General features: G+C 52.8%; 19 protein-coding genes. 16 read left to right on the top strand and 3 right to left on the bottom strand.

Annotation, left to right across the window (positions count from 1 at the left end; all coding sequences use genetic code 11):
• The first annotated feature begins 2 nt into the window (after window positions 1-2).
• The 16 genes from AC3CB2_RS07680 to AC3CB2_RS07605 all read left to right on the top strand — a co-directional run bounded on the left by AC3CB2_RS07680 (window position 3) and on the right by AC3CB2_RS07605 (window position 15,775).
• Window positions 3-1,052 carry an enoyl-CoA hydratase/isomerase family protein gene (locus AC3CB2_RS07680; protein ID WP_208989778.1) on the top strand — a complete coding sequence of 350 codons (1,050 nt, stop codon included), beginning with the start codon at window positions 3-5 and terminating at the stop codon, window positions 1,050-1,052.
• Window positions 1,053-1,110: 58 nt separating this feature from the next.
• Window positions 1,111-1,521: a DUF6163 family protein gene (locus AC3CB2_RS07675; RefSeq protein WP_008546554.1), complete on the top strand. Its 411-nt coding sequence runs from the start codon at window positions 1,111-1,113 to the stop codon at window positions 1,519-1,521.
• A gap of 157 nt (window positions 1,522-1,678) precedes the next feature.
• Window positions 1,679-2,581: a 3-hydroxyisobutyrate dehydrogenase gene (gene mmsB, locus AC3CB2_RS07670; RefSeq protein ID WP_041769086.1), complete on the top strand. Its 903-nt coding sequence runs from the start codon at window positions 1,679-1,681 to the stop codon at window positions 2,579-2,581.
• A gap of 155 nt (window positions 2,582-2,736) precedes the next feature.
• A complete protein-coding gene (gene ldtR, locus AC3CB2_RS07665) occupies window positions 2,737-3,249 on the top strand; it encodes a transcriptional regulator LdtR (RefSeq protein ID WP_008546709.1) in 513 nt (170 codons plus the stop codon).
• Window positions 3,250-3,774: 525 nt separating this feature from the next.
• Window positions 3,775-5,121, top strand: a complete 1,347-nt coding sequence (locus tag AC3CB2_RS07660; protein WP_008547215.1) for a L,D-transpeptidase family protein — start codon at window positions 3,775-3,777, stop codon at window positions 5,119-5,121.
• 160 nt (window positions 5,122-5,281) lie between these two features.
• Window positions 5,282-5,467 (top strand): DUF6898 family protein, encoded by a 186-nt coding sequence (locus AC3CB2_RS07655; protein WP_014286070.1) that lies wholly within the window; start codon window positions 5,282-5,284, stop codon window positions 5,465-5,467.
• Window positions 5,468-5,652: 185 nt separating this feature from the next.
• Entirely contained in the window at window positions 5,653-6,966 is a 1,314-nt protein-coding gene (gene glyA, locus AC3CB2_RS07650) for a serine hydroxymethyltransferase (RefSeq protein WP_008546488.1), read from the top strand.
• A 69-nt stretch (window positions 6,967-7,035) separates the two neighbouring features.
• The gene (gene nrdR / locus AC3CB2_RS07645) at window positions 7,036-7,521 is read left to right on the top strand and encodes a transcriptional regulator NrdR (protein WP_037035745.1); all 486 of its coding nucleotides are present in this window, start codon (window positions 7,036-7,038) and stop codon (window positions 7,519-7,521) included.
• Between the two features lie 151 nt (window positions 7,522-7,672).
• Entirely contained in the window at window positions 7,673-8,818 is a 1,146-nt protein-coding gene (ribD, locus tag AC3CB2_RS07640; RefSeq protein ID WP_352929519.1) for a bifunctional diaminohydroxyphosphoribosylaminopyrimidine deaminase/5-amino-6-(5-phosphoribosylamino)uracil reductase RibD, read from the top strand.
• Complete coding sequence (locus AC3CB2_RS07635) at window positions 8,819-9,442, top strand: riboflavin synthase (RefSeq protein WP_014286067.1); 624 nt, start codon at window positions 8,819-8,821, stop codon at window positions 9,440-9,442. It abuts the gene before it with no gap.
• A 156-nt stretch (window positions 9,443-9,598) separates the two neighbouring features.
• On the top strand, window positions 9,599-10,048 hold the full coding sequence (gene ribH / locus AC3CB2_RS07630) for a 6,7-dimethyl-8-ribityllumazine synthase (protein ID WP_008546707.1): 450 nt from the start codon (window positions 9,599-9,601) through the stop codon (window positions 10,046-10,048).
• Window positions 10,049-10,056: 8 nt separating this feature from the next.
• The gene (gene nusB / locus AC3CB2_RS07625; protein WP_008546596.1) at window positions 10,057-10,548 is read left to right on the top strand and encodes a transcription antitermination factor NusB; all 492 of its coding nucleotides are present in this window, start codon (window positions 10,057-10,059) and stop codon (window positions 10,546-10,548) included.
• 4 nt (window positions 10,549-10,552) lie between these two features.
• A complete protein-coding gene (gene thiL, locus AC3CB2_RS07620; protein ID WP_352929523.1) occupies window positions 10,553-11,572 on the top strand; it encodes a thiamine-phosphate kinase in 1,020 nt (339 codons plus the stop codon).
• A gap of 49 nt (window positions 11,573-11,621) precedes the next feature.
• A complete protein-coding gene (locus AC3CB2_RS07615; RefSeq protein WP_352929526.1) occupies window positions 11,622-12,083 on the top strand; it encodes an NUDIX hydrolase in 462 nt (153 codons plus the stop codon).
• A 164-nt stretch (window positions 12,084-12,247) separates the two neighbouring features.
• Window positions 12,248-13,465, top strand: coding sequence for an MFS transporter (locus tag AC3CB2_RS07610; protein WP_352929529.1), 1,218 nt, complete (start codon window positions 12,248-12,250; stop codon window positions 13,463-13,465).
• A gap of 180 nt (window positions 13,466-13,645) precedes the next feature.
• Window positions 13,646-15,775: a sodium-translocating pyrophosphatase gene (locus AC3CB2_RS07605; RefSeq protein ID WP_008546888.1), complete on the top strand. Its 2,130-nt coding sequence runs from the start codon at window positions 13,646-13,648 to the stop codon at window positions 15,773-15,775.
• A 137-nt stretch (window positions 15,776-15,912) separates the two neighbouring features.
• Here AC3CB2_RS07605 and AC3CB2_RS07600 read toward each other — a convergent pair whose 3' ends face one another.
• The 3 genes from AC3CB2_RS07600 to AC3CB2_RS07590 all read right to left on the bottom strand — a co-directional run bounded on the left by AC3CB2_RS07600 (window position 15,913) and on the right by AC3CB2_RS07590 (window position 19,034).
• Window positions 15,913-17,178 carry a carbohydrate porin gene (locus AC3CB2_RS07600; RefSeq protein ID WP_352929532.1) on the bottom strand — a complete coding sequence of 422 codons (1,266 nt, stop codon included), beginning with the start codon at window positions 17,176-17,178 and terminating at the stop codon, window positions 15,913-15,915.
• A 377-nt stretch (window positions 17,179-17,555) separates the two neighbouring features.
• Window positions 17,556-17,975, bottom strand: coding sequence for an acyl-CoA thioesterase (locus tag AC3CB2_RS07595; RefSeq protein ID WP_352929535.1), 420 nt, complete (start codon window positions 17,973-17,975; stop codon window positions 17,556-17,558).
• Between the two features lie 150 nt (window positions 17,976-18,125).
• Window positions 18,126-19,034 carry a DUF417 family protein gene (locus AC3CB2_RS07590; RefSeq protein ID WP_352929538.1) on the bottom strand — a complete coding sequence of 303 codons (909 nt, stop codon included), beginning with the start codon at window positions 19,032-19,034 and terminating at the stop codon, window positions 18,126-18,128.
• Between the last annotated feature and the right edge of the window lie 72 nt (window positions 19,035-19,106).

Below are 19,106 nucleotides of genomic sequence, written 5' to 3'. Positions count from 1 at the left end.
TCTTGTCCGAAACTACTGATGTTCTTTTTGAAGAGAAAGGCCATGCGGGCCTGATCATTCTCAATCGCCCGAAGGCGCTGAATGCTCTGACACATGAGATGTGTGTTGCCATGCATCGGCAGCTGGAGCGTTGGCTGATTGATGATGCGGTCCATCATGTTCTCATCAAGAGTAACAGCGAGAAAGCCTTCTGTGCAGGCGGTGATATTCGTCAGGTGGCTGAAAACGGTCCGGAGAATATCGACAAGAGCCTGCCGTTCTTTGCGGATGAGTACCGCCTGAACACCTACATGGAGAGCTACCCTAAGCCGTTGATCGCGTTGATCGATGGGATCGTGATGGGTGGCGGTGTTGGTATCTCTGTGCATGGGGCTTATCGCGTTGGCAGTGAGAAAACCTTGTTTGCGATGCCGGAGACAGCGATTGGCTTCTTCCCGGATGTGGGCGGCAGTCACTTCCTGCCGAAGATGCCTCAGAACACAGGCATGTACTGCGCCATGACAGGTGAGCGTCTGAAGCAGGCGGATTGTTACTGGACCGGCATTCTCACCCATGCGGTGAAGCGGGACGATATGGCGGCTTTGGAAGAGGCGCTGTGCGAGGCGCAGGATGTGGAGCCTGTACTGGCGCGCTATGCGTTTGATCCGGGACCTGCACCGCTGCATGCCAAAGCAGATGTGGTGGATGAGTGCTTTGGTGCTGAGAGCACGCTGGAAGTTGTGGATCGTCTGCGCAAGCTTTTGGGCTCAGAGCATGATGATTTTGCAGCTGCTGCACTGGATACGATCTCAAAGCGTTCCCCGCTGAGCATGGAAGTGGCCTTCCAGCAGGTGCGGCGCGGTGAAGGGCTTTCCATGAAGGACTGCATGATTATGGAGCATCGGATCGTCTCACAGATCCTGCTGGGCAAGGACTTCTATGAAGGTGTGCGAGCTGTGATTATCGATAAGGATCATGCACCTAAATGGCAGCATTCAAGCCTTGATGAAATAAAAACAGTTGATGTTGAGGCCCATTTTATGTCACCGAAGGGGGGTGACCTCGTATTTTAACGGGGCGAGGGGCCTCCTGCCTGTTGTTGAGGCGGATGAGTAAGGTGGAGCTAAGAGTATGCCTGGCGTTTTTGTAGAGCTGATGAAGAGGGTACCCTCCTTTCAGTTTTTGCTGCATGCGTATGTCAGGCTGCTTGCTGTCTTCATGCTGTTTGCTGGCCTCAACTACTGGAGCGCGATTATCGGTGTACGCCTGATTGATGGCATGCCGTTTGAGGATGTGGGCGTGCAAGTGCAGTCCACCATTATCTTTTTCGCGATTCTTGATCTGGTAACAGCTATCGGTTTGTGGCTGCTTTCCAGCTGGGGAACAGTCATGTGGCTGTTCCGCTCACTGGCCCAGGTGGTGATGTATTCCGTGTTTCCCATGGTCTTTGGTCGTAGTCCGACCGAGGTGGTATTCTACATCAGTGCAATCGCCGTTTACCTCGTTCTGCTTTATCTTGCAGAGCGAGAGGAGCGGGCCTGATCGACCAAAGTCGTGTTTGGTCTGTAACTCATTGAAATTTATCGTTTTGCAAACGGCCGTTCACGTCAATTTGATCTGAGCGAACCCTAGGTGATCAGCTTCGGGCAAGTTCTAAATGTTCAAAATCCAGACGGACGGCGATTTTCGGGAGGATGCAATGGGAGAAACTGTTCTTCGCGTTGCTTTTATTGGTCTTGGCAATATGGGCGGCCCTATGGCTGCAAATCTTGTCAAAGCCGGACATGAAGTCGTCGGTGTAGATCTTTCTGAAGAGGCGCGTGCTGCGTTTCAGGCCGCAGGTGGGCAGGTTGCCACATCCGCGGTTGAAGCAGTCCGCGACGTTCAGGCTGTTGTTACCATGCTGCCAGCAGGGAAGCATGTTCGCGCCGTTTATACGGGCGCGGATGGCATTCTTGCGCATGCACCAAAGGGCACGCTGTTTATTGATAGCTCGACTATCGATGTGGACAGCAGCCGCGATGTTGCAAAAGCAGCGAGCGAAGCTGGCATGGACATGGTCGATGCTCCGGTTTCCGGTGGTATTGTGGGTGCTGCGAACGGCACATTGACCTTTATGGTTGGTGGGCCTGATGCTGCATTTGAACGGGCTAAACCGCTCCTGGATATCATGGGAGCCTCAATTGTTCATGCTGGTGATGCTGGCGCTGGGCAGGCGGCAAAGATCTGTAACAACATGTTGCTTGGTATTTCGATGATCGGTACCTGCGAGGCGTTTGTTTTGGCTGAGAAGCTGGGTCTGGACCCACAGAAGCTTTATGACATCTCCTCCAAGTCCTCTGGTCAGTGTTGGTCTTTGACCTCTTACTGCCCGATTCCCGGGCCGGTCCCGACTTCGCCAGCCAACAATGAATACAAACCCGGCTTTGCAGCGCCAATGATGCTTAAAGATTTGTTACTGGCGGAAGAGGCAGCAGATTCGAGTGGGGCGAATACACCTATGGGTGAAAAAGCGGCTCGCCTTTATGAGGAATACTGTAACAATGGCGGGGAAAACGTCGACTTCTCCGGCATCATCCACTTGCTTCGGAAGTCAGGGTAAACAGAGGGTTAACGGAAAGGTCTACACGCTTGCTAGTGATTAAGAAATAATTCATCGTGTCTCTTAAGCGGTTCTTAGAAGCGGTCGCGTAAATTTGCTTCAAGTGCTGATAAAAATACGAACGCACGAAAAATATGGACATGAGGCGCAACCAGATGATCAATACAAACAGGGCCGTTGAGGTCTTGGCGCAAGAAGAAGAAACGGTAGGGCTGAAGCCTGCGTACCTTGAGGCACTTACGCTCATTGAGCGTTTGCATCGTCGCCTTCTTGACGTCATCAAAGATGAGTTTGACCGGATGGGTCGTTCCGATGTGAACAGCGTTCAGGCGCTGCTTCTTTTCAACATCGGCGACGCCGAGCTGACTGCAGGCGAGCTTCGTACTCGCGGTTATTATCTAGGTTCTAACGTTTCTTATAACCTTAAGAAGCTCGTAGAAACCGGATACATCAATCATGAACGTTCCCAGATGGATCGCCGTTCCGTACGTGTGAGCCTGACGGACAAAGGACGTGAAATTGCTCAGATTGTTGACGATCTTTATAGTCGTCATATCCTTTCTGTTGAGCAGGTTGGTGAGCTCTCAACCGAGAACTTTGAGGAGCTAAACCGGTCCCTACGTCGTCTGGAACGCTTCTGGACAGATCAAATCCTCTACCGTCTCTGATTTCAGAGTGGTTTCTGACCTTTCAAAAAACACCGCTTCCGAAACCGGGAGCGGTGTTTTTGCTTGTCTGGATGAAACTACCGGTTCAATGCCTGGCAGGTTCAGATGTGGTTTCAGGCGCGCTGGCAGAAGGGCAGGCCAGCCTCGCAACAGCCATCTGTGAGTAAGTCGGCCTGATTGTTGCTTTCTTGCACTAGGTCGGAACGAACACCTGCACAGCAGCCACCTTTTTCCCACTTAGGGTAAATAGCCATTAAACGGTCACATTGAGTGAGGAAGACACTTGCTCACTTTTCGGGCTGAAAAAGTACTGTTGGTTTTTTGAAATTTAGAAACTGTCAACTCTGATTTGTTCAGGGAGCCGATCACTTTCTCTAATTCACCAACAGATGTTCCTCCCCGAGTTTTGGCGGAAGTCTTGCGAGTTTGCGCAGATAATGCCATGTAGATTTGCCATGTTAAGTCTCTGTTTACCAAGTTCGCATGGAATCTTACGGGACGATTGATTGCTAGGAGAACTATTTCGTGTTGGCACCTCTTTTAAACCGCAGCAAACTTGCTCTTGCTCTCGTTGTGAGTACGGGTCTTTCTGCAGGTATGATGTCCGCACAGGCGCAGGTTAAAGTTCCTGGGTTGCTTTCCTACAGCGGAAACATCCAGCAAGCTGTGACCGAGCCAGCTCCGGTCGTCACAGAGCAGCCGATTGTTGGTCAGGGCACAGAGTGGGAAGACACCTTTGATGAGGGTGTTTCATCTCTGGAGCAGATCGACTTTGTGGCGCCGATTATCTCCAAGCAGACCACCCAGTACATGATTGACGCGATTCTCGATTATGAGCGTATCGCCCTCAATGGTGGCTGGCCTGAAGTTTCTACCAAAAAGGTTCTGCGCATTGGTATGCGCGCTCCGGCGATTGCTTCTCTGCGACAGCGCCTGATTGTTTCCGGCGACATGGCGCAGCATGCTGGTGTTTCTGAAGTTTTTGACAGCTATGTTGATTCAGCTGTGCGCCGTTTCCAGCTGCGCCATGGCCTGACACCGGATGGTGTTGTGGGCCGCGCGACTGTGATTGCCATGAATGTGCCTGTTGAGGTGCGTTTGCAGCAGCTGCGTACCAATCTGGAGCGCGTTTCCGCTCTGGCTGATAATGTGTCAGACACCTATGTGAACGTGAACATTCCGGCAGCTCGTATTGAGGTTGTCGAGAATGGCCGCGTTCGTTCCCGTCACACTGCTGTTGTTGGCAAGCAGGATCGCCAGTCTCCAATCCTGAGCTCTGCGATCTATGAGGTGAACTTCAACCCGTACTGGACTGTTCCTGTCAGCATTATCCGGAAAGATCTTATTCCGAAAATGCAGAAGGATCCGCAGTACCTGGCGAAGAACAACATCCATATCTTCGACTGGTATGGAAAAGAGAAGCAGTGGCAGGAGATCGACTGGAACACGGATGAGGCGACCAAGTATCGCTTTACGCAGGAGCCAGGCGAAGGCAACTCCATGGGCAGCATCCGTATCAACTTCAACAACACCCATCAGGTTTACCTGCATGACACGCCAGAGCAGTCCCTGTTCGGCGAAGGTTATCGCTTCCATTCTTCCGGCTGTGTGCGCGTACAGAATGTGCGTGAGCTGGTGACATGGTTGCTGGGCTCAACCACACCTGAGTGGACCCGCTCCCGCGTGGATGCGACTATCAACTCTGGTGAGCGTCTGGATGTGAAGATGAAGAGCCGCATTCCGCTGCACCTGTCCTATGTGACTGCATGGGCGCTTAGCGATGGCATGGTTCACTTCCGTGATGACATCTACGACAAGGATGGTCTGTACTCAGCAAGCGTTGATCCGCTGGCTCAGGCCTCTGCTCAGTAAGTAGGCTTCATAGTTTCGAGTTAAAGGTCGCTTCCGGTGTCTATCGAGGCGGCCTTTTCTTTTGGGGATGTGATCGCTGACAGGCCTGCGTGTTGCGTCGCATGCTGCTAAAAATGCTGATGCAGTTTACGAATCCTGAAGAGGTAAGGTGAGGGGCTCTATGGCAAAACTGGGACAGGTCTACTTTGAAGCGCGTGTTATCGGCAACTCCGTTCGCATGTCTGCAATCTGTGCTCAGAGCGGTGTTGAGGTGTTTGTGGTGGGGCCTCGTAATGCGAGCGAATCGCATCTGAAACAACTGGCGCTCCGTAAGCTGGAACGTAAATTACAACCTCAAGATGCGTAATTCATAAATTTTGGGTGATGGCGGCAATACTATTGCGCAATTCCTATGAACAAAGCTTGGTTCATTACCCCCTATATGTTAATGGGCTAAGCACCCGAAGCTACAACTTGTCGGGGATCGGAATGCGAAACGATATTGGGACGTTTCGTCAGTTTGTTGCTCCAACCTTGTAATGAGGTCCACCTATGTCCGTATCGGATAGTCCAATTACGACGCCGCTCTACCCAGAGTTCTTTACAGGTAGCCTGGCTTCTGGTGACCCAGAGCTTCTCGAGGCAATCAATAAAGAGCTTTCTCGTCAGCAGAACGAGATTGAACTCATCGCTTCGGAAAATATCGTGTCCCGCGCTGTGCTGGAAGCACAGGGTTCCGTTCTGACCAACAAATACGCTGAAGGTTACCCTGGCCGCCGTTACTACGGTGGTTGTGAGTATGTCGACATTGTTGAGCAGCTTGCGATCGATCGTGTGAAGACACTGTTCGGCTGTGAGTTTGCAAACGTGCAGGCGAACTCCGGTTCCCAGGCTAACCAGTCTGTTCTTCTTGCGCTGGCTAAACCAGGCGACACTCTGCTCGGCATGAGCCTTGATGCGGGTGGTCACCTGACACACGGTGCACGTCCTAACATGTCCGGTAAGTGGTTCAACGCTGTTCAGTACGGCCTGAACACCGACACTGGCCGCATCAACATGGACGAAGTGCGCGAGCTTGCAAAAGAACATCAGCCAAAGATCATCATCGCTGGCGGTTCTGCATACTCCCGTGAGATCGACTTTGCTGCATTCCGCGCAATCGCTGACGAAGTGGGCGCGTACCTGTGGGTCGACATGGCGCACTTTGCAGGTCTGGTTGCGGGTGGTCAGCACCCAAGCCCGTTCCCGCATGCACATGTTGCAACATCCACCACCCACAAGACCCTTCGTGGTCCTCGTGGTGGTCTGGTTGTGACCAACGACGCTGACATTGCGAAGAAAATCAACTCCGCGATCTTCCCAGGTCTGCAGGGTGGTCCTCTGATGCACGTGATCGCTGGTAAGGCTGTTGCCTTCGGTGAAGCGCTGCGTCCTGAGTTCAAGACCTACGCAAAAGACGTTGTTGAGAACGCACAGGTTCTGGCAGAGACCCTTGTTGAAGGTGGTCTGGACATCGTTTCCGGTGGTACCGACACGCACCTGATGCTGGTTGACCTGCGTCCAATGAACCTGACCGGTAAGAATGCAGAGATTTCTCTGGGCCGTGCGAACATCACCTGTAACAAGAACGGTGTTCCGCTTGATCCTCAGAAGCCGACCATCACTTCCGGTATCCGCCTTGGTACGCCTGCTGGTACATCCCGCGGCTTCGGCAAGGAAGAATTCCGTGAAATCGGTAAGCTGATTACCGAGGTTCTGGAAGGTCTGCGTAAGACAAATTCCGTTGACGGCAACGAAGCTGTGGAAGCACAGGTCAAAGAGAAGGTACTGGCCCTTACTGCCCGGTTCCCAATCTACAAAAACTAATTTAAACGAGAAGAACCGCCGGAGATCCCTTCGGCGGTTCTTCAGTGTTTAGTTAAGGAGGCAGGCGAGATGCGTTGTCCGTATTGCGGGGGTGAGGACACCCAGGTGAAGGATTCACGCCCAACCGAGGATAATACAGCTATCCGTCGACGCAGAGTCTGCCAGACTTGTGGTGGTCGTTTTACCACCTTTGAACGTGTTCAGCTGCGCGAGCTGACCGTTATTAAGCGCAATGGGCGTCGCGTGCCGTTTGACCGCGAAAAGCTGATGCGCTCTGTTTTGATCGCAACCCGCAAACGTCCGGTGGAGCCTGAGCGTATCGAGCGCATGGTGAGCGGACTGGTTCGCCAACTGGAAAGTTCCGGTGAGAGCGATGTTGTGGCGGAAGATATTGGTCATTTGGTCATGGAAGGGCTGAAAACCCTTGACGATGTGGCTTATGTGCGGTTCGCTTCTGTTTACAAGAATTTCCGTGAAGCCAAGGATTTCGAGGCTCTGCTGGATGAGCTTTCCGATGCGGATGTTGATCCGCTGATGATGCCACCGCGGACCTAAGCTCTGGCTTTTCGTTGTCTGTGACGTATATTCTGTTCGGGTTACGTCAAATCCATTTGAGGAATACGCTTTAAAGCAGTTCGCGTATCTTTATCCGAAAACCGGCGGACACTTTTCGGCGATACGCTTTAGCGCTGGCAGGGGGACAGCTTTGTCTGGTCACAAAGCATTAAATGCAAAGGAGCGAGCTGAGCACGAACGCTTTATGGCGGCCGCACTCAGCTATGGCATTCGCGCAAAGGGCCGCACATGGCCCAATCCTCCGGTTGGTGCAATCCTGACAAAAGATTTTGGTGATGGCCCGGTCATCGTGGGGCAGGGGGCGACGTTGCCTCCGGGTGGCTCTCACGCTGAAGTGCTGGCCATCAAGGATGCTGGCGAGCATGCCCAGGGCGCGACTGCGTATGTGACCCTTGAGCCGTGTGCGCATTACGGCCGGACTGGCCCTTGTGCGCGGGCGCTGGTGGCTGCAGGTGTCAGCCGCGTTGTTTATGGCACGGCGGATCCAAATCCGGCAGTGGCAGGGCGCGGCAAGAAGATTTTGGAAGAAGGCGGCGTAGAAGTGCTGATTGGCGTTCTTGAGAAAGAATGCCGTGAAGCTGTGCGCGGTCATATCTCCCGTATCCTCAATGAACGCCCGTTTGTGCAGCTCAAGATGGCTGTTTCCAAGGATGGATATATCGGCAGGCGCGGTGCAGGGCAGGTGGCGATCTCCAGCCCGCTGTCACGCCAGCTGGTGCATGCCATGCGCGCGCAGATGGATGCGATTGTGGTGGGCATCGGTACAGTTCTGGAAGATGATCCGGAACTGTCTGTTCGCTTGCCGGGCATGGCGCATCGATCGCCGCAGCCGGTGGTGTTTGACAGTCAGGCGCGTATTCCGCTTTCCTCGAAGTTGGTGCAGAACGCAGAGAGCAATTCTTTGTGGGTGGTGATTGGCGATAATGCGCCGGATCATCGTGTCAGCGCGCTTGAGCGGGAAGGTGTGACAGTTATCGTCAATGACTGCCTCAGAAATGGCAAGGTATGTCTTGATAAGGCACTGGATGCGCTTTACATGCATGGTCTCTCCCAGATCATGGTAGAGGGCGGTGCTGAACTGGCGCACGGTCTGCTTCAGCAGGATCTGGTGGATGAGCTTTTGATTTTCCAGGGAACCAGCACGGTTGGTTCTGACGGCCTTTTGCCATTCGGCTTTGAAGGTCTGGAGAGTTTGCAAGACGGTTATAACAAGCAGATGCTGCGCCATGTGGGTGAAGATCTGTTGTGGCGGTATACGCCAAAAGAGAGGTTCTAGGTGTTTACGGGCATCGTTAGTGACGTTGGAACAATCCTTGAGCTGGAGCAGATTGCTGCAGGTCAGAGAGCGAAAATTGGAACTGTTTACGATCCTGACGGGATTGAAATTGGCGCGTCCATCGCCTGTTCCGGCGTCTGCCACACTGTTGTTGCGAAAGGTCGCGACGGCGAGCAGAACTGGTTTACCGTTGAATCTGCTGCTGAGACACTGGCTCTGACCACTGTGAAGGACTGGAGCGTCGGCAAGCGGGTTAATCTGGAACGTTCCCTTTCCATGGGCGCGGAGCTGGGTGGTCACCTTGTTCTGGGTCATGTGGATGGCAAGGCTACCATTGTGGAGCGGACCGAACACCCTGAGAGCGTTTATCTGAAATTTGAGTGTGCTCCTGAGTTTGCACGGTTCATCCCGAAAAAGGGATCTGTTGCGCTGGATGGCACCTCTTTGACGGTGAACGAGGCTGAAGGAAACACATTTTCCGTGTTCCTCATTCCACACACTCTGGAAGTGACCACGTGGTCCGACAGGGCACAAGGGGATGAGATAAACTTGGAAGTGGACATGATGGCACGGTACGTTGCGCGTCTTGCAGAGTTTCCAAGTCTTGCAGAAATTGCAAAATAGCCTTATAGCCAAAAAATTCCGCAGGAAATAACTGGACATTTCGCTTGGGGCGTGGTTCCTGAGCGCACATACGTGGGTACTGTGAGTGCCCGTGGCCTTAACCAGCTTTGCTGATTGATGCAGCGAAAAGAACTGGTTGGCATTAGGAGAATTAAAATGAGCGCGGTTCCGCACATTCTTGTTATTGAAGCACGTTTTTACGAAGATCTGGCAGATGCCCTGTACGAAGGTGCTGCAGATGTGCTGGAGCGTGAAGGGGCGAAAATCTCTCGACTGGCTGTTCCTGGTGTGCTCGAAATTCCTGCTGCGCTTTCCATGGCGTTAACCGCAATGGAAAATGGCGAAGCAGATTATGACGGTTTTGTATTGCTCGGTGTTGTAATTCGCGGTGAAACCACCCATTACGACATCGTTTCTAACGAGTCGGCTCGTGCGATCATGGATCTTTCTGTGGATGCAAATGTTGCAGTTGGTAACGGTATCCAGACAGTTGAGAACGATGATCAGGCATGGGCACGCGCAAGCGTTTCCAAGAAGAACAAGGGCGGCGGTGCTGCCGAAGCTTGTCTTGCTATGATTGACGTGCGCGACCGGTTCGGTGTGTAAGGTTTAGAATGACAACTGAAAACAACAAGAAAAACGCTGAAGTAAGGCCCGCTAACAAACGCGGTGTTGCCCGGTTGGCTGCTGTTCAGGCCGTGTATCAGATGGAAATCACTGGTGCGCGTCTGAATGATGTGCTGAACGAGTACGAAGCTTACCGCCTTGGTCAGGAAGTGGACGGCGAGCAGTACCGCGATGCGGATCCTGCGTGGTTCCGCGATCTGGTGCAGGCTGTGTTCGAAGACCAGCTGCGCATTGACCCTCGCATTCACACAGCGCTTTCTGAAGACTGGCCGCTGAAGCGCATCGACACCACACTGCGTGCGATCCTTCGCGTTGGCTGTGCAGAGTTCCTGCGCAAGAAAGACGTTCCGGCCCGTGTGATCATCAATGAGTACATTGATGTTGCGAAGTCCTTCTATGAAGGAGATGAGGCACGTCTGGTCAACGGTATCATGAACCGTCTGGCTCGCGAGCTGCGTCAGTCCGAATTCGAAGACTAATTCCATGAGCGAGAAAGCTGCCAGTTCCAGACCGGGAGAGTTCTCGCTTATTGAGCGCTATTTTGCGCCGCTCGCCACCAGCGCAGGCGCTGTGCATCTGCAAGATGATGCTGCTGTTTTTACCCCTGACACCGGATGTGAATTGGTTGTGACCAAGGACATGCTGATGGCAGGGGTTCATTTTTTTAAAAACGATCCTCCCTTTGAAGTTGCGCAAAAAGCGCTTGGTGTGAACCTTTCCGATCTGGCCGCAAAAGGTGCAGAGCCCAAGGGCTATCTGCTGGGCCTTGGGCTCTCCAAAGAGATTGGCGAAGAGTGGGTTGCTGAGTTCTGCCGCGGCTTGAAACTGGTTCAGGATCAGTTCCAGATTGATCTGCTTGGCGGGGATACGATTTCCTGCCCGCAAGGCCCGCTGCTTTCCGTCACTGCGTTTGGTCAGGTGCCAAAAGGGCAGGTGGTTCGGCGCAATGAGGCCGTTGCCGGTGCATTGCTTTATGTGACCGGCACCATCGGTGATGCTGCGCTTGGTTTGAAGTTGCGGTTGGACGATGAACTCGTTGGCGAGCTTGAGCTTTCTGCTGAGCATTGTGATTTTCTACTGAACCGCTATCTGTTGCCTCAGCCGCGCGTTGCTGCCGTTTCTGCGCTTCGTGATTATGCTGTTGCTGCGATGGATATCTCAGATGGGTTGATTGCTGACCTTGGCCACATGTGCCGGACATCGCACGTTCAGGCTGCTGTCAGGCTGGAGAATGTGCCACTTTCTGATGCTGCCTCCGCTATGATTGCAAAAGATACCGCGTTTCGTGAGACTGCGATTACGGGCGGGGATGACTACGAGATCCTTGCGGCTGTGATGCCTGAGAATGCGGTGGCCTTTGAAGTGGCCTTGCAGGAAGCGGGATTGCGCTGTACTCAGATTGGCGTGCTTTCTGCTGCTGATGTTTCCGAGGATATGATTTCTTTGAGCCTGAATGGCGAGGCTTATGCGCTTCATGGCGCTGCAGGTTTCCGGCATTTTTGATTTGGAATTCTGCTCTTTTCAGGTTCTTTAGTTGCTTTGAGTGTTGAACATGAGAGAACGCCCGGCTGCGCGCCTTTTCGTAATTGATGAAGCTGATCGTATCCTCTTGTTTCGATATGATTGGACGAGAAGAGATCCCAAAATAGCTACTCACTGGACGACACCGGGCGGTGCACTTGATCCGGGTGAAACCTTTGAGCAGGCTGCGCGACGGGAACTGCTTGAGGAGACAGGCCTTGAGGTTGAACTCGATAAGGATGTGTTTCGCAGATCAGCGCAGTTTCAAATGGGCTCTGGTGAATGGGTTCAGGCTCATGAACGTTATTATCTGGTCCGTACTCAGCGTTTTGAGATTGCGCGTGATCGTTTAGACCATCCAACGAGCAAGATTATCAAATCCTATAAATGGTGGGCGTTGGATGAACTTCATCAGAGTGAAGAGATTATCTATCCTGAGCAGCTTGCAAAAGTGGTCTCACAGTTCCTTTCTGGATCGAGCCAGGAAGTTTAAGCTGCCACTATAATCGACAAAAAATGCCTTGCATGACGTATTCTCATCGAGTTGTGCGTATATCTCCCAAAGTTGCAGATGATCTGGTGAGCTCTATGGTTGCTCATTACGTGGAATTGATTAGGCTGTCGGTTCCTACCTGCATTCTTTGAAAGATTTACATTATGGCAAATACTATGGCGGCTCCGTTGGTTGATGACGGTTTGGCAAAGCGCAATGCTCTGCTTTTGGCGCTTGCGCAGTCGTTCGCCGGTGGTGTGCCTCCCATTATTTTTGCAACCACATCCATTCTTGCCTCTGTTCTGCTTGTTGAAGACAAGTCGCTTGCCACATTGCCGGTGACAGCTTTCGTGCTTGGGACGGCGATTGGTACGCTCCCTGCTGGCATGATTATGCGAAGCTTTGGGCGCCGTGCCGGGCTTGTTGGAGCCCTGTTGTTTGGTGTTCTTTGTTCGTTGCTGGCCGCTTATGCTGCTTATATTGGCAGCTTTATACTGCTGTGCATCTCCACTTTGGGCAGTGGGTTTGTGATGGCCTTTACACAGCAGGCGCGGTTTGCAGCTGCTGATACGGCGAGCCCTGCCTTTAAGCCCAAAGCGATTTCCTGGGTTTTGACCGGGGGGATTCTTGCAGGAGTGGTCGGGCCGCAGACCGTTATTCTTACTCAAGGCATGTTTGAGCCGTTTCTTTTTGTCGGAACGTACCTTGCTCAGGGCGTTTTGATGCTTATCGGTTTGTTTTTTGTAGCGTTTTTGGAAATACCGCTGCCGCCGAAAGCAGAAAAGCATGAACGGGGACGCCCGCTTTCGGAGATTTTGAAGCAACAAAAGTTCTTCGTGGCGGTCGGATGTGGAATGATCAGTTACGCAATCATGAACCTGATCATGACATCTGCACCTCTGGCCATGGTGGCATGTGGGTTAACCAACTCAGATGCGGCGTTGGGCATCCAATGGCACGTGATTGCCATGTTCGCACCGAGCTTTATTACGGGTAGTTTGATCAGCCGATTCGGCCATGGCGCTGTTATCGGAGCTGGATTCCTGCTTTACGCAGTGTGCGCGCTGGTTGGCCTTACGGGACTAGAACGTTGGATTTTCTGGAGTTCCCTGATTTTACTTGGACTTGGTTGGAACTTTTCTTTCGTCGGGGCATCCGCTTTGCTCACGCAAACTTACCGACCAGAAGAACAAAACAGAGTCCAGTCCATAAACGACTTCTTCGTCTTTGGTTTAGTAGCAACTGCCTCGTTTTCCTCAGGGAAATTGTTAAACGTGTTTGGTTGGGAAACTGTCAACCTAATGGTGTTCCCGTTCGTTATCTTATGTCTATTTCTTGTTGTGTCACTGATGTTTACTGAAAAACGGGAAGTTAAAGTTTGAATAATTCCAAATAATTTCTCTCCTTTCAACATACGTGTTTCCTTCCACTACCGCGCAAAAGCAACTTGACGGATAGTGACAGGTATATACCGTCACTGTGTGCGTTAATTTACACAAGTGCAGTGCGGATTTTGCTACGAACACACACATAAGTAGCAGGGTACCCTTAGGGGAGGAAATATGACTGAACTTATCGTTACCATTGCGTGCGGTTTGCTATCTGTCGTTTACGGCATTTGGGCAATTCAAAGCGTGATGGCTGCTGACACTGGCTCTGCGAAGATGCAGGAGATTGCTGGTGCCATCCAAGAGGGCGCTCAGGCGTACCTCACTCGTCAGTACACCAGTGTCGCAATTGTTGGCGTTGTTATCTTCGTAATCGTTGCTTATCTGCTGTCCATCACTGTAGCTATCGGATTTGTTATTGGTGCCGTTCTTTCCGGCGCCGCAGGATTTATTGGAATGCTCGTCTCCGTACGGGCAAACGTTCGCACTGCACAAGCTGCAAGCCAGAGCCTGGGGGCAGGGCTCTCTATTGCATTCCGCTCCGGTGCTATCACTGGGATGTTTGTGGCTGGTCTCGCTCTCCTGGGCGTTTCCGTTTACTATCTCATCCTCACCGGTCCTATGGGTATGGACCCAACTTCCAGAACCGTGATTGACGCACTCGTGGCTCTGGGCTTTGGCGCATCCCTGATCTCCATCTTCGCCCGTCTTGGCGGTGGTATCTTCACCAAAGGCGCAGACGTGGGTGGTGACCTTGTTGGTAAGGTGGAAGCCGGTATTCCTGAGGATGATCCGCGCAACCCTGCAACCATTGCTGATAATGTGGGTGACAACGTTGGTGACTGTGCCGGTATGGCCGCTGACTTGTTTGAAACCTACGCTGTGACGCTGGTTGCGACCATGGTTCTTGCAGCGATCTACTTTGCCGGAACTGCTGACCTTCAGGCAGCGATGCTGTATCCAATGCTGATCTGCGGTGTTTGTTCCGTAGCTTCCATCATCGGTACATTCTTTGTCCGCCTTGGTGCTTCCAACTCCATTATGGGGGCGCTGTATAAGGGCTTCATCGCAACAGCTGTGATCTCACTGATCATTCTTTATCCGCTGACCCATTGGGTATTTGGTGGAATGGATACAGTGCTGACAATGGGCAATGGCTTGAGCTTTACGCCGATGGCCTTGTTCCTCTGCGGCGTTTCCGGTCTTGTTGTGACTGGCCTGATCATCTGGATCACGGAGTACTACACCGGTACTGGTTTCCGTCCTGTGCGTGCGATCGCAAAGGCCTCTGAAACCGGTCATGGTACCAACGTCATTCAGGGTCTGGCGGTTTCCATGGAATCCACCGCTCTGCCTGCGCTGGTGATCATCGCTGGTATCATCGTGACGTATCAGCTTGCCGGTCTGTTCGGTATTGCGATTGCGGTGACCACTATGCTGGCGCTGGCCGGTATGGTTGTTGCGCTTGATGCGTTTGGTCCTGTAACGGACAACGCTGGTGGTATTGCCGAAATGGCTGAGCTGCCTGCAGAAGTTCGTGACACCACCGATGCGCTGGATGCTGTTGGTAACACCACAAAGGCTGTGACCAAAGGCTACGCGATTGGTTCTGCTGGTCTTGGTGCGCTGGTGTTGTTTACAGCCTACACTGAGGATCTGAAGTTCTTCGTGGCGAACTCTGATCAGTTCACCTACTTCCAGGGTATGACTGAGGCGTCCATCGACTTCTCACTGTCCAATCCATATGTGGTGGTTGGCCTGTTCTTTGGTGGTCTTCTGCCATTCCTGTTCGGCGGTATTGCAATGACCGCTGTGGGCCGTGCCGCTGGTGCGGTGGTTGAAGAAGTTCGCCGTCAGTTCAAAGAAAAGCCTGGCATCATGAAGGGTGAAGAACGCCCTGATTATGGCCGTGCGGTTGATATGCTGACCAAAGCAGCGATCAAGGAAATGATTGTTCCTTCTCTGTTGCCGGTTCTGTCTCCGATTGTGATCTACTTTGTCATCAACGCGATTGCAGGTAAGGCGAATGCGTTCGCATCCCTGGGCGCGATGCTGCTGGGTGTGATCGTGACCGGTCTCTTCGTTGCGCTTTCCATGACCGCTGGTGGCGGTGCGTGGGATAACGCGAAGAAGTACATCGAAGACGGAAACCACGGCGGTAAGGGCTCTGACGCTCACAAAGCTGCGGTGACAGGTGATACCGTTGGTGATCCTTACAAGGACACTGCTGGTCCAGCTGTGAACCCAATGATCAAGATCACAAACATCGTTGCTCTTCTGCTTCTGGCAGTTCTGGCACACTGAGTTTGCTGGCGCATATCCTTATCCGAATACCGAAACCACTTTTCGGGGATATGCGCTAAGTTTGATCTGATCTGAAATTAAGAAGCCCGGTCTGAGAAGGCCGGGCTTTTTGCTGTTCTGGTGCGTGTAAGAGCTGGTCAGAACTTTACTGAAAACTCTGTTCCGAAGACCCATGCATCCGGGATGTCGTCGTTGCCAGCGGGGTTGACCACGTACTGGAAGTCCAGCGTGAGGTAGGACCAGTCGCGGAACTGGTAGCGATGGGCGAACTCGAAGACGAGCTCGTAGGACTGGTTGACGAGGTTGTCGCTGTAAAAGCCGAGGATGAACGCGCCTGCGGTGACGTCGTCGTCGCGGTTGGGGAGCAGACCCTGATAGAAGAAGCCGCCACTGACGCCGTAGGGCTGGGTGTTGATGGCTTGCTGGGGTGCCATGGTGAAGAGGCCCCAGAGGCTCAAGCCCTGGTCTCCTTCCTCCTGATAGACCATCTGACGGGCTATCCCGTAGAGGCCCCAGTTGCCCTCTCGTGTTTCTGTACTGTCGCCAAGCACATCCACGGTGCCGCTGTTGTAGTAGGCGCCGAGCTGATAGTGGCCGGGAAGAAACTGGCTTGTATCATCCTTGCCCGGATTGACACCCACCTGACCAACCACCAGCACATTGCCTTCTGGCTGAAAGCGGAAGTTGAAGCCGTGTTCGGCGTTGTTCAGATCATCGACGTTGGCATCGTAAACACCCAGGCCGACATACTGGTTGTCAGGGAAGGTGTAGGTACCAGCCACTCCCCATGTGTTGAAGGGGTAGGTGGTGAAAGCAGGTTGGTTGATGAGGAGCTGGCCCGGCGTGCTGTTGAGGGCGCCGTTGAGGTAATATGCGAAGGTATCATCACGTGCGAAGATGTCTCCCACCGCGAGGCGGCCAGCAGAGAGGTAGACCTGATCATGGTAGAGCTTTTGCTGAAGGCTCAGGTTGGCGATGGCAAGGATGTCACTGGAGAAGATCTGCGTGACGCCAAAGTCGTTGCCAATGGCTTCCTGCGAAAGGCCCTGACCCAGACCTTGATACATGATGTAGTGCAGGCTGCTGTTTTTGATGCCGAAGATTTTGTCGAAGTCCAGCTTGGCCATGCCTTCCAGACGTCCGCCATAGGTCAGGCTTTGCTTCATGCCGCCTGCTGGGTTTGCGGCGACATCCTGCGTATAGAGAACACCGAGGTCGAGGCCCTTATCGGAGAGGTCCGTGCGGATGCCGCCCCAGTCTCGGGTTTTGTTGTGCCATTGAGCCCAGACAAGCGGCCAGTTGCTGCTGTCTTGTGCGCGTAGTTCTGTGCTGGGTGTCAGGCATGTGCTGGCAACCGCGATACACCATAGAACTGACGACCTGCGTTTGAGTGGGGCAGGCATCTTGAACGCTCGCAAAAGCAGGTTCCCCTAAACTGGCTCAGCAAACAGAGAAACTCCGGAACAGCCCGCAACCTCCTTCGATCACATGGCATGCTCCAGTCTTTAGAGCTTGTCACGTTCATTTGTATTCACGTGCCGCGCTCTAAGTTTTCACTTCAAAGCGTACCGAAAGCCGGAACTGCTTTTCGGGAATACGCTTCAGATGGAACCCATCCTCTTTGCGAAAACGCCGCAGATTTCAAAGAATATGCCCGCATCCTTTCGGTATGCAGCAGGGCTACATGCCGTACTCAGATTCACTCAATAGGGTGAGTATAGTCGGTTGTTCTCTCGCCTGCTGCTATCTGAAACCTGCTAAGTAAAATTGAGGTGGCCGCTTAGGCTGTTGGTTCCAGAAGCAAGGTTTCGCAGCGCTCTTTTACGTGCGCAGGTAACGGGCAGGACTTTCTGATTTCACGGTCCATGTGCACGCCCACAGCCTGCATAGTTGCGACTGGGGTGTCGTTGATCGCCTCAAACATGGTGTGTTGGAAGAGGATGGTTTTATCGCGGAGTTCTTTGATCTGGGACCGTACGACGAGCAGGTCACCAGCGGAGACTTCGGCGAGGTATTTATAGGTGATCTCCAGCGCTGCCATGCCCTTATTTTTCTCGCGAATATAAGCGGGTGTAATGCCGATGTGGGCGAGCATGTGCCAGGTGGCTTCGTCAAATTTGGAGGTGTACCACGCCACATTCATGTGCCCCATGTGGTCTTCGTGCTGCGGATAAACGATCCCGCGATATGTCTCAAACATCTTTGTTTCCAATATGATTGCTGTCTCATCCAGCCTATTGGGAAGCTGGCAGCAGGTCATTACGACTGTCGGCTACGTTTGCACGCGTACAAAAAAGCCGGCACCTAAACACAGGCACCGGCTCATTGTATCTTTCAGAATATGTTCCGATCAGTAGTTCTTCCAGAGGATGATGGCGGCTGCGAGGAGGAACTGGTCCTTCAGCACGAACACGCCAGTGCGGTTGAGGAGAGGGAAGAAGGAATCTGCATCCCAACCTGGTACTGAGAACATGAAGGTGAGGGTGCCGAATGCTGTAGCGGCAATGCCGAGGACTCCCAGACCGCCAAGGAAACGGTTGAATGGCAGGCAAAGCAGCAGAAGCAGGAAGATCCATTCTACAATACCGATGAAGTTGGAGGCACCCTGCACATCCCAGACCTGATAGGTCCAGCTGAAGAGGAAGTTGGATTCCATCAGACGGACGATGCCCTGAGCTTCAAACTCATAGAACTTCATGGCACCGATCCAGCCCATGACCAGCGCAATACCGGCAAAGCTTGCGTAGACGGCGAGCTTTTTGAAGGAGCCAGCTGTCTTGTCTTTTCCCGCTGCCTGCATGTGATGGCCCAGAATGTAGGTCGGCACGGCGAACATGGAGAGGTACTTGAGGAGGTTTTGACCTGAGCCGATGATCGGGAAGCCGCCAAGAGCATCCATCCAGACGGGGTTTGTGAACAGGTAAAGGAAGTTCAGCAGGAAGATCAGCATGGCCATCAAGCAGCCGAGGATGCCGAGACGGCGATCTTTGAGACCGAGCAGGACCAGAATGCCAGCTGGAACTTCAAAGAGGGCCATCAAAACGCCTGTCACTGGTGCGCCGAGGGCTGCAACGAGCCAGCTGAAGAGCGGGCTGTTGCCCAGCCAAAACTCAATTTGCTGATGTTCTGGTGCTGTGAACTTCAGCAGACCCAGCCAGATCAGATAGGTTGCGGTGACGAGGGAGAGGTAGACAAAGAGAGCGTTTTCGGAGGGACGTATATCTGTAATTCTTTTGAGGGGAGAAGAAGCTTGCGTCATGATTTTACTTCGCGTTTGTCGTTGAGGCCTTGAAGAAACCACGGAAGAAGACGGCCAGAATGCGTATAACTC

The sequence above is a fragment of the Pseudovibrio sp. SCP20 genome (assembly GCF_057774105.1).
The sequence above is the reverse complement of the archived record's forward strand: the minus strand, read 5'-3'. Positions and strand labels throughout refer to the sequence as shown.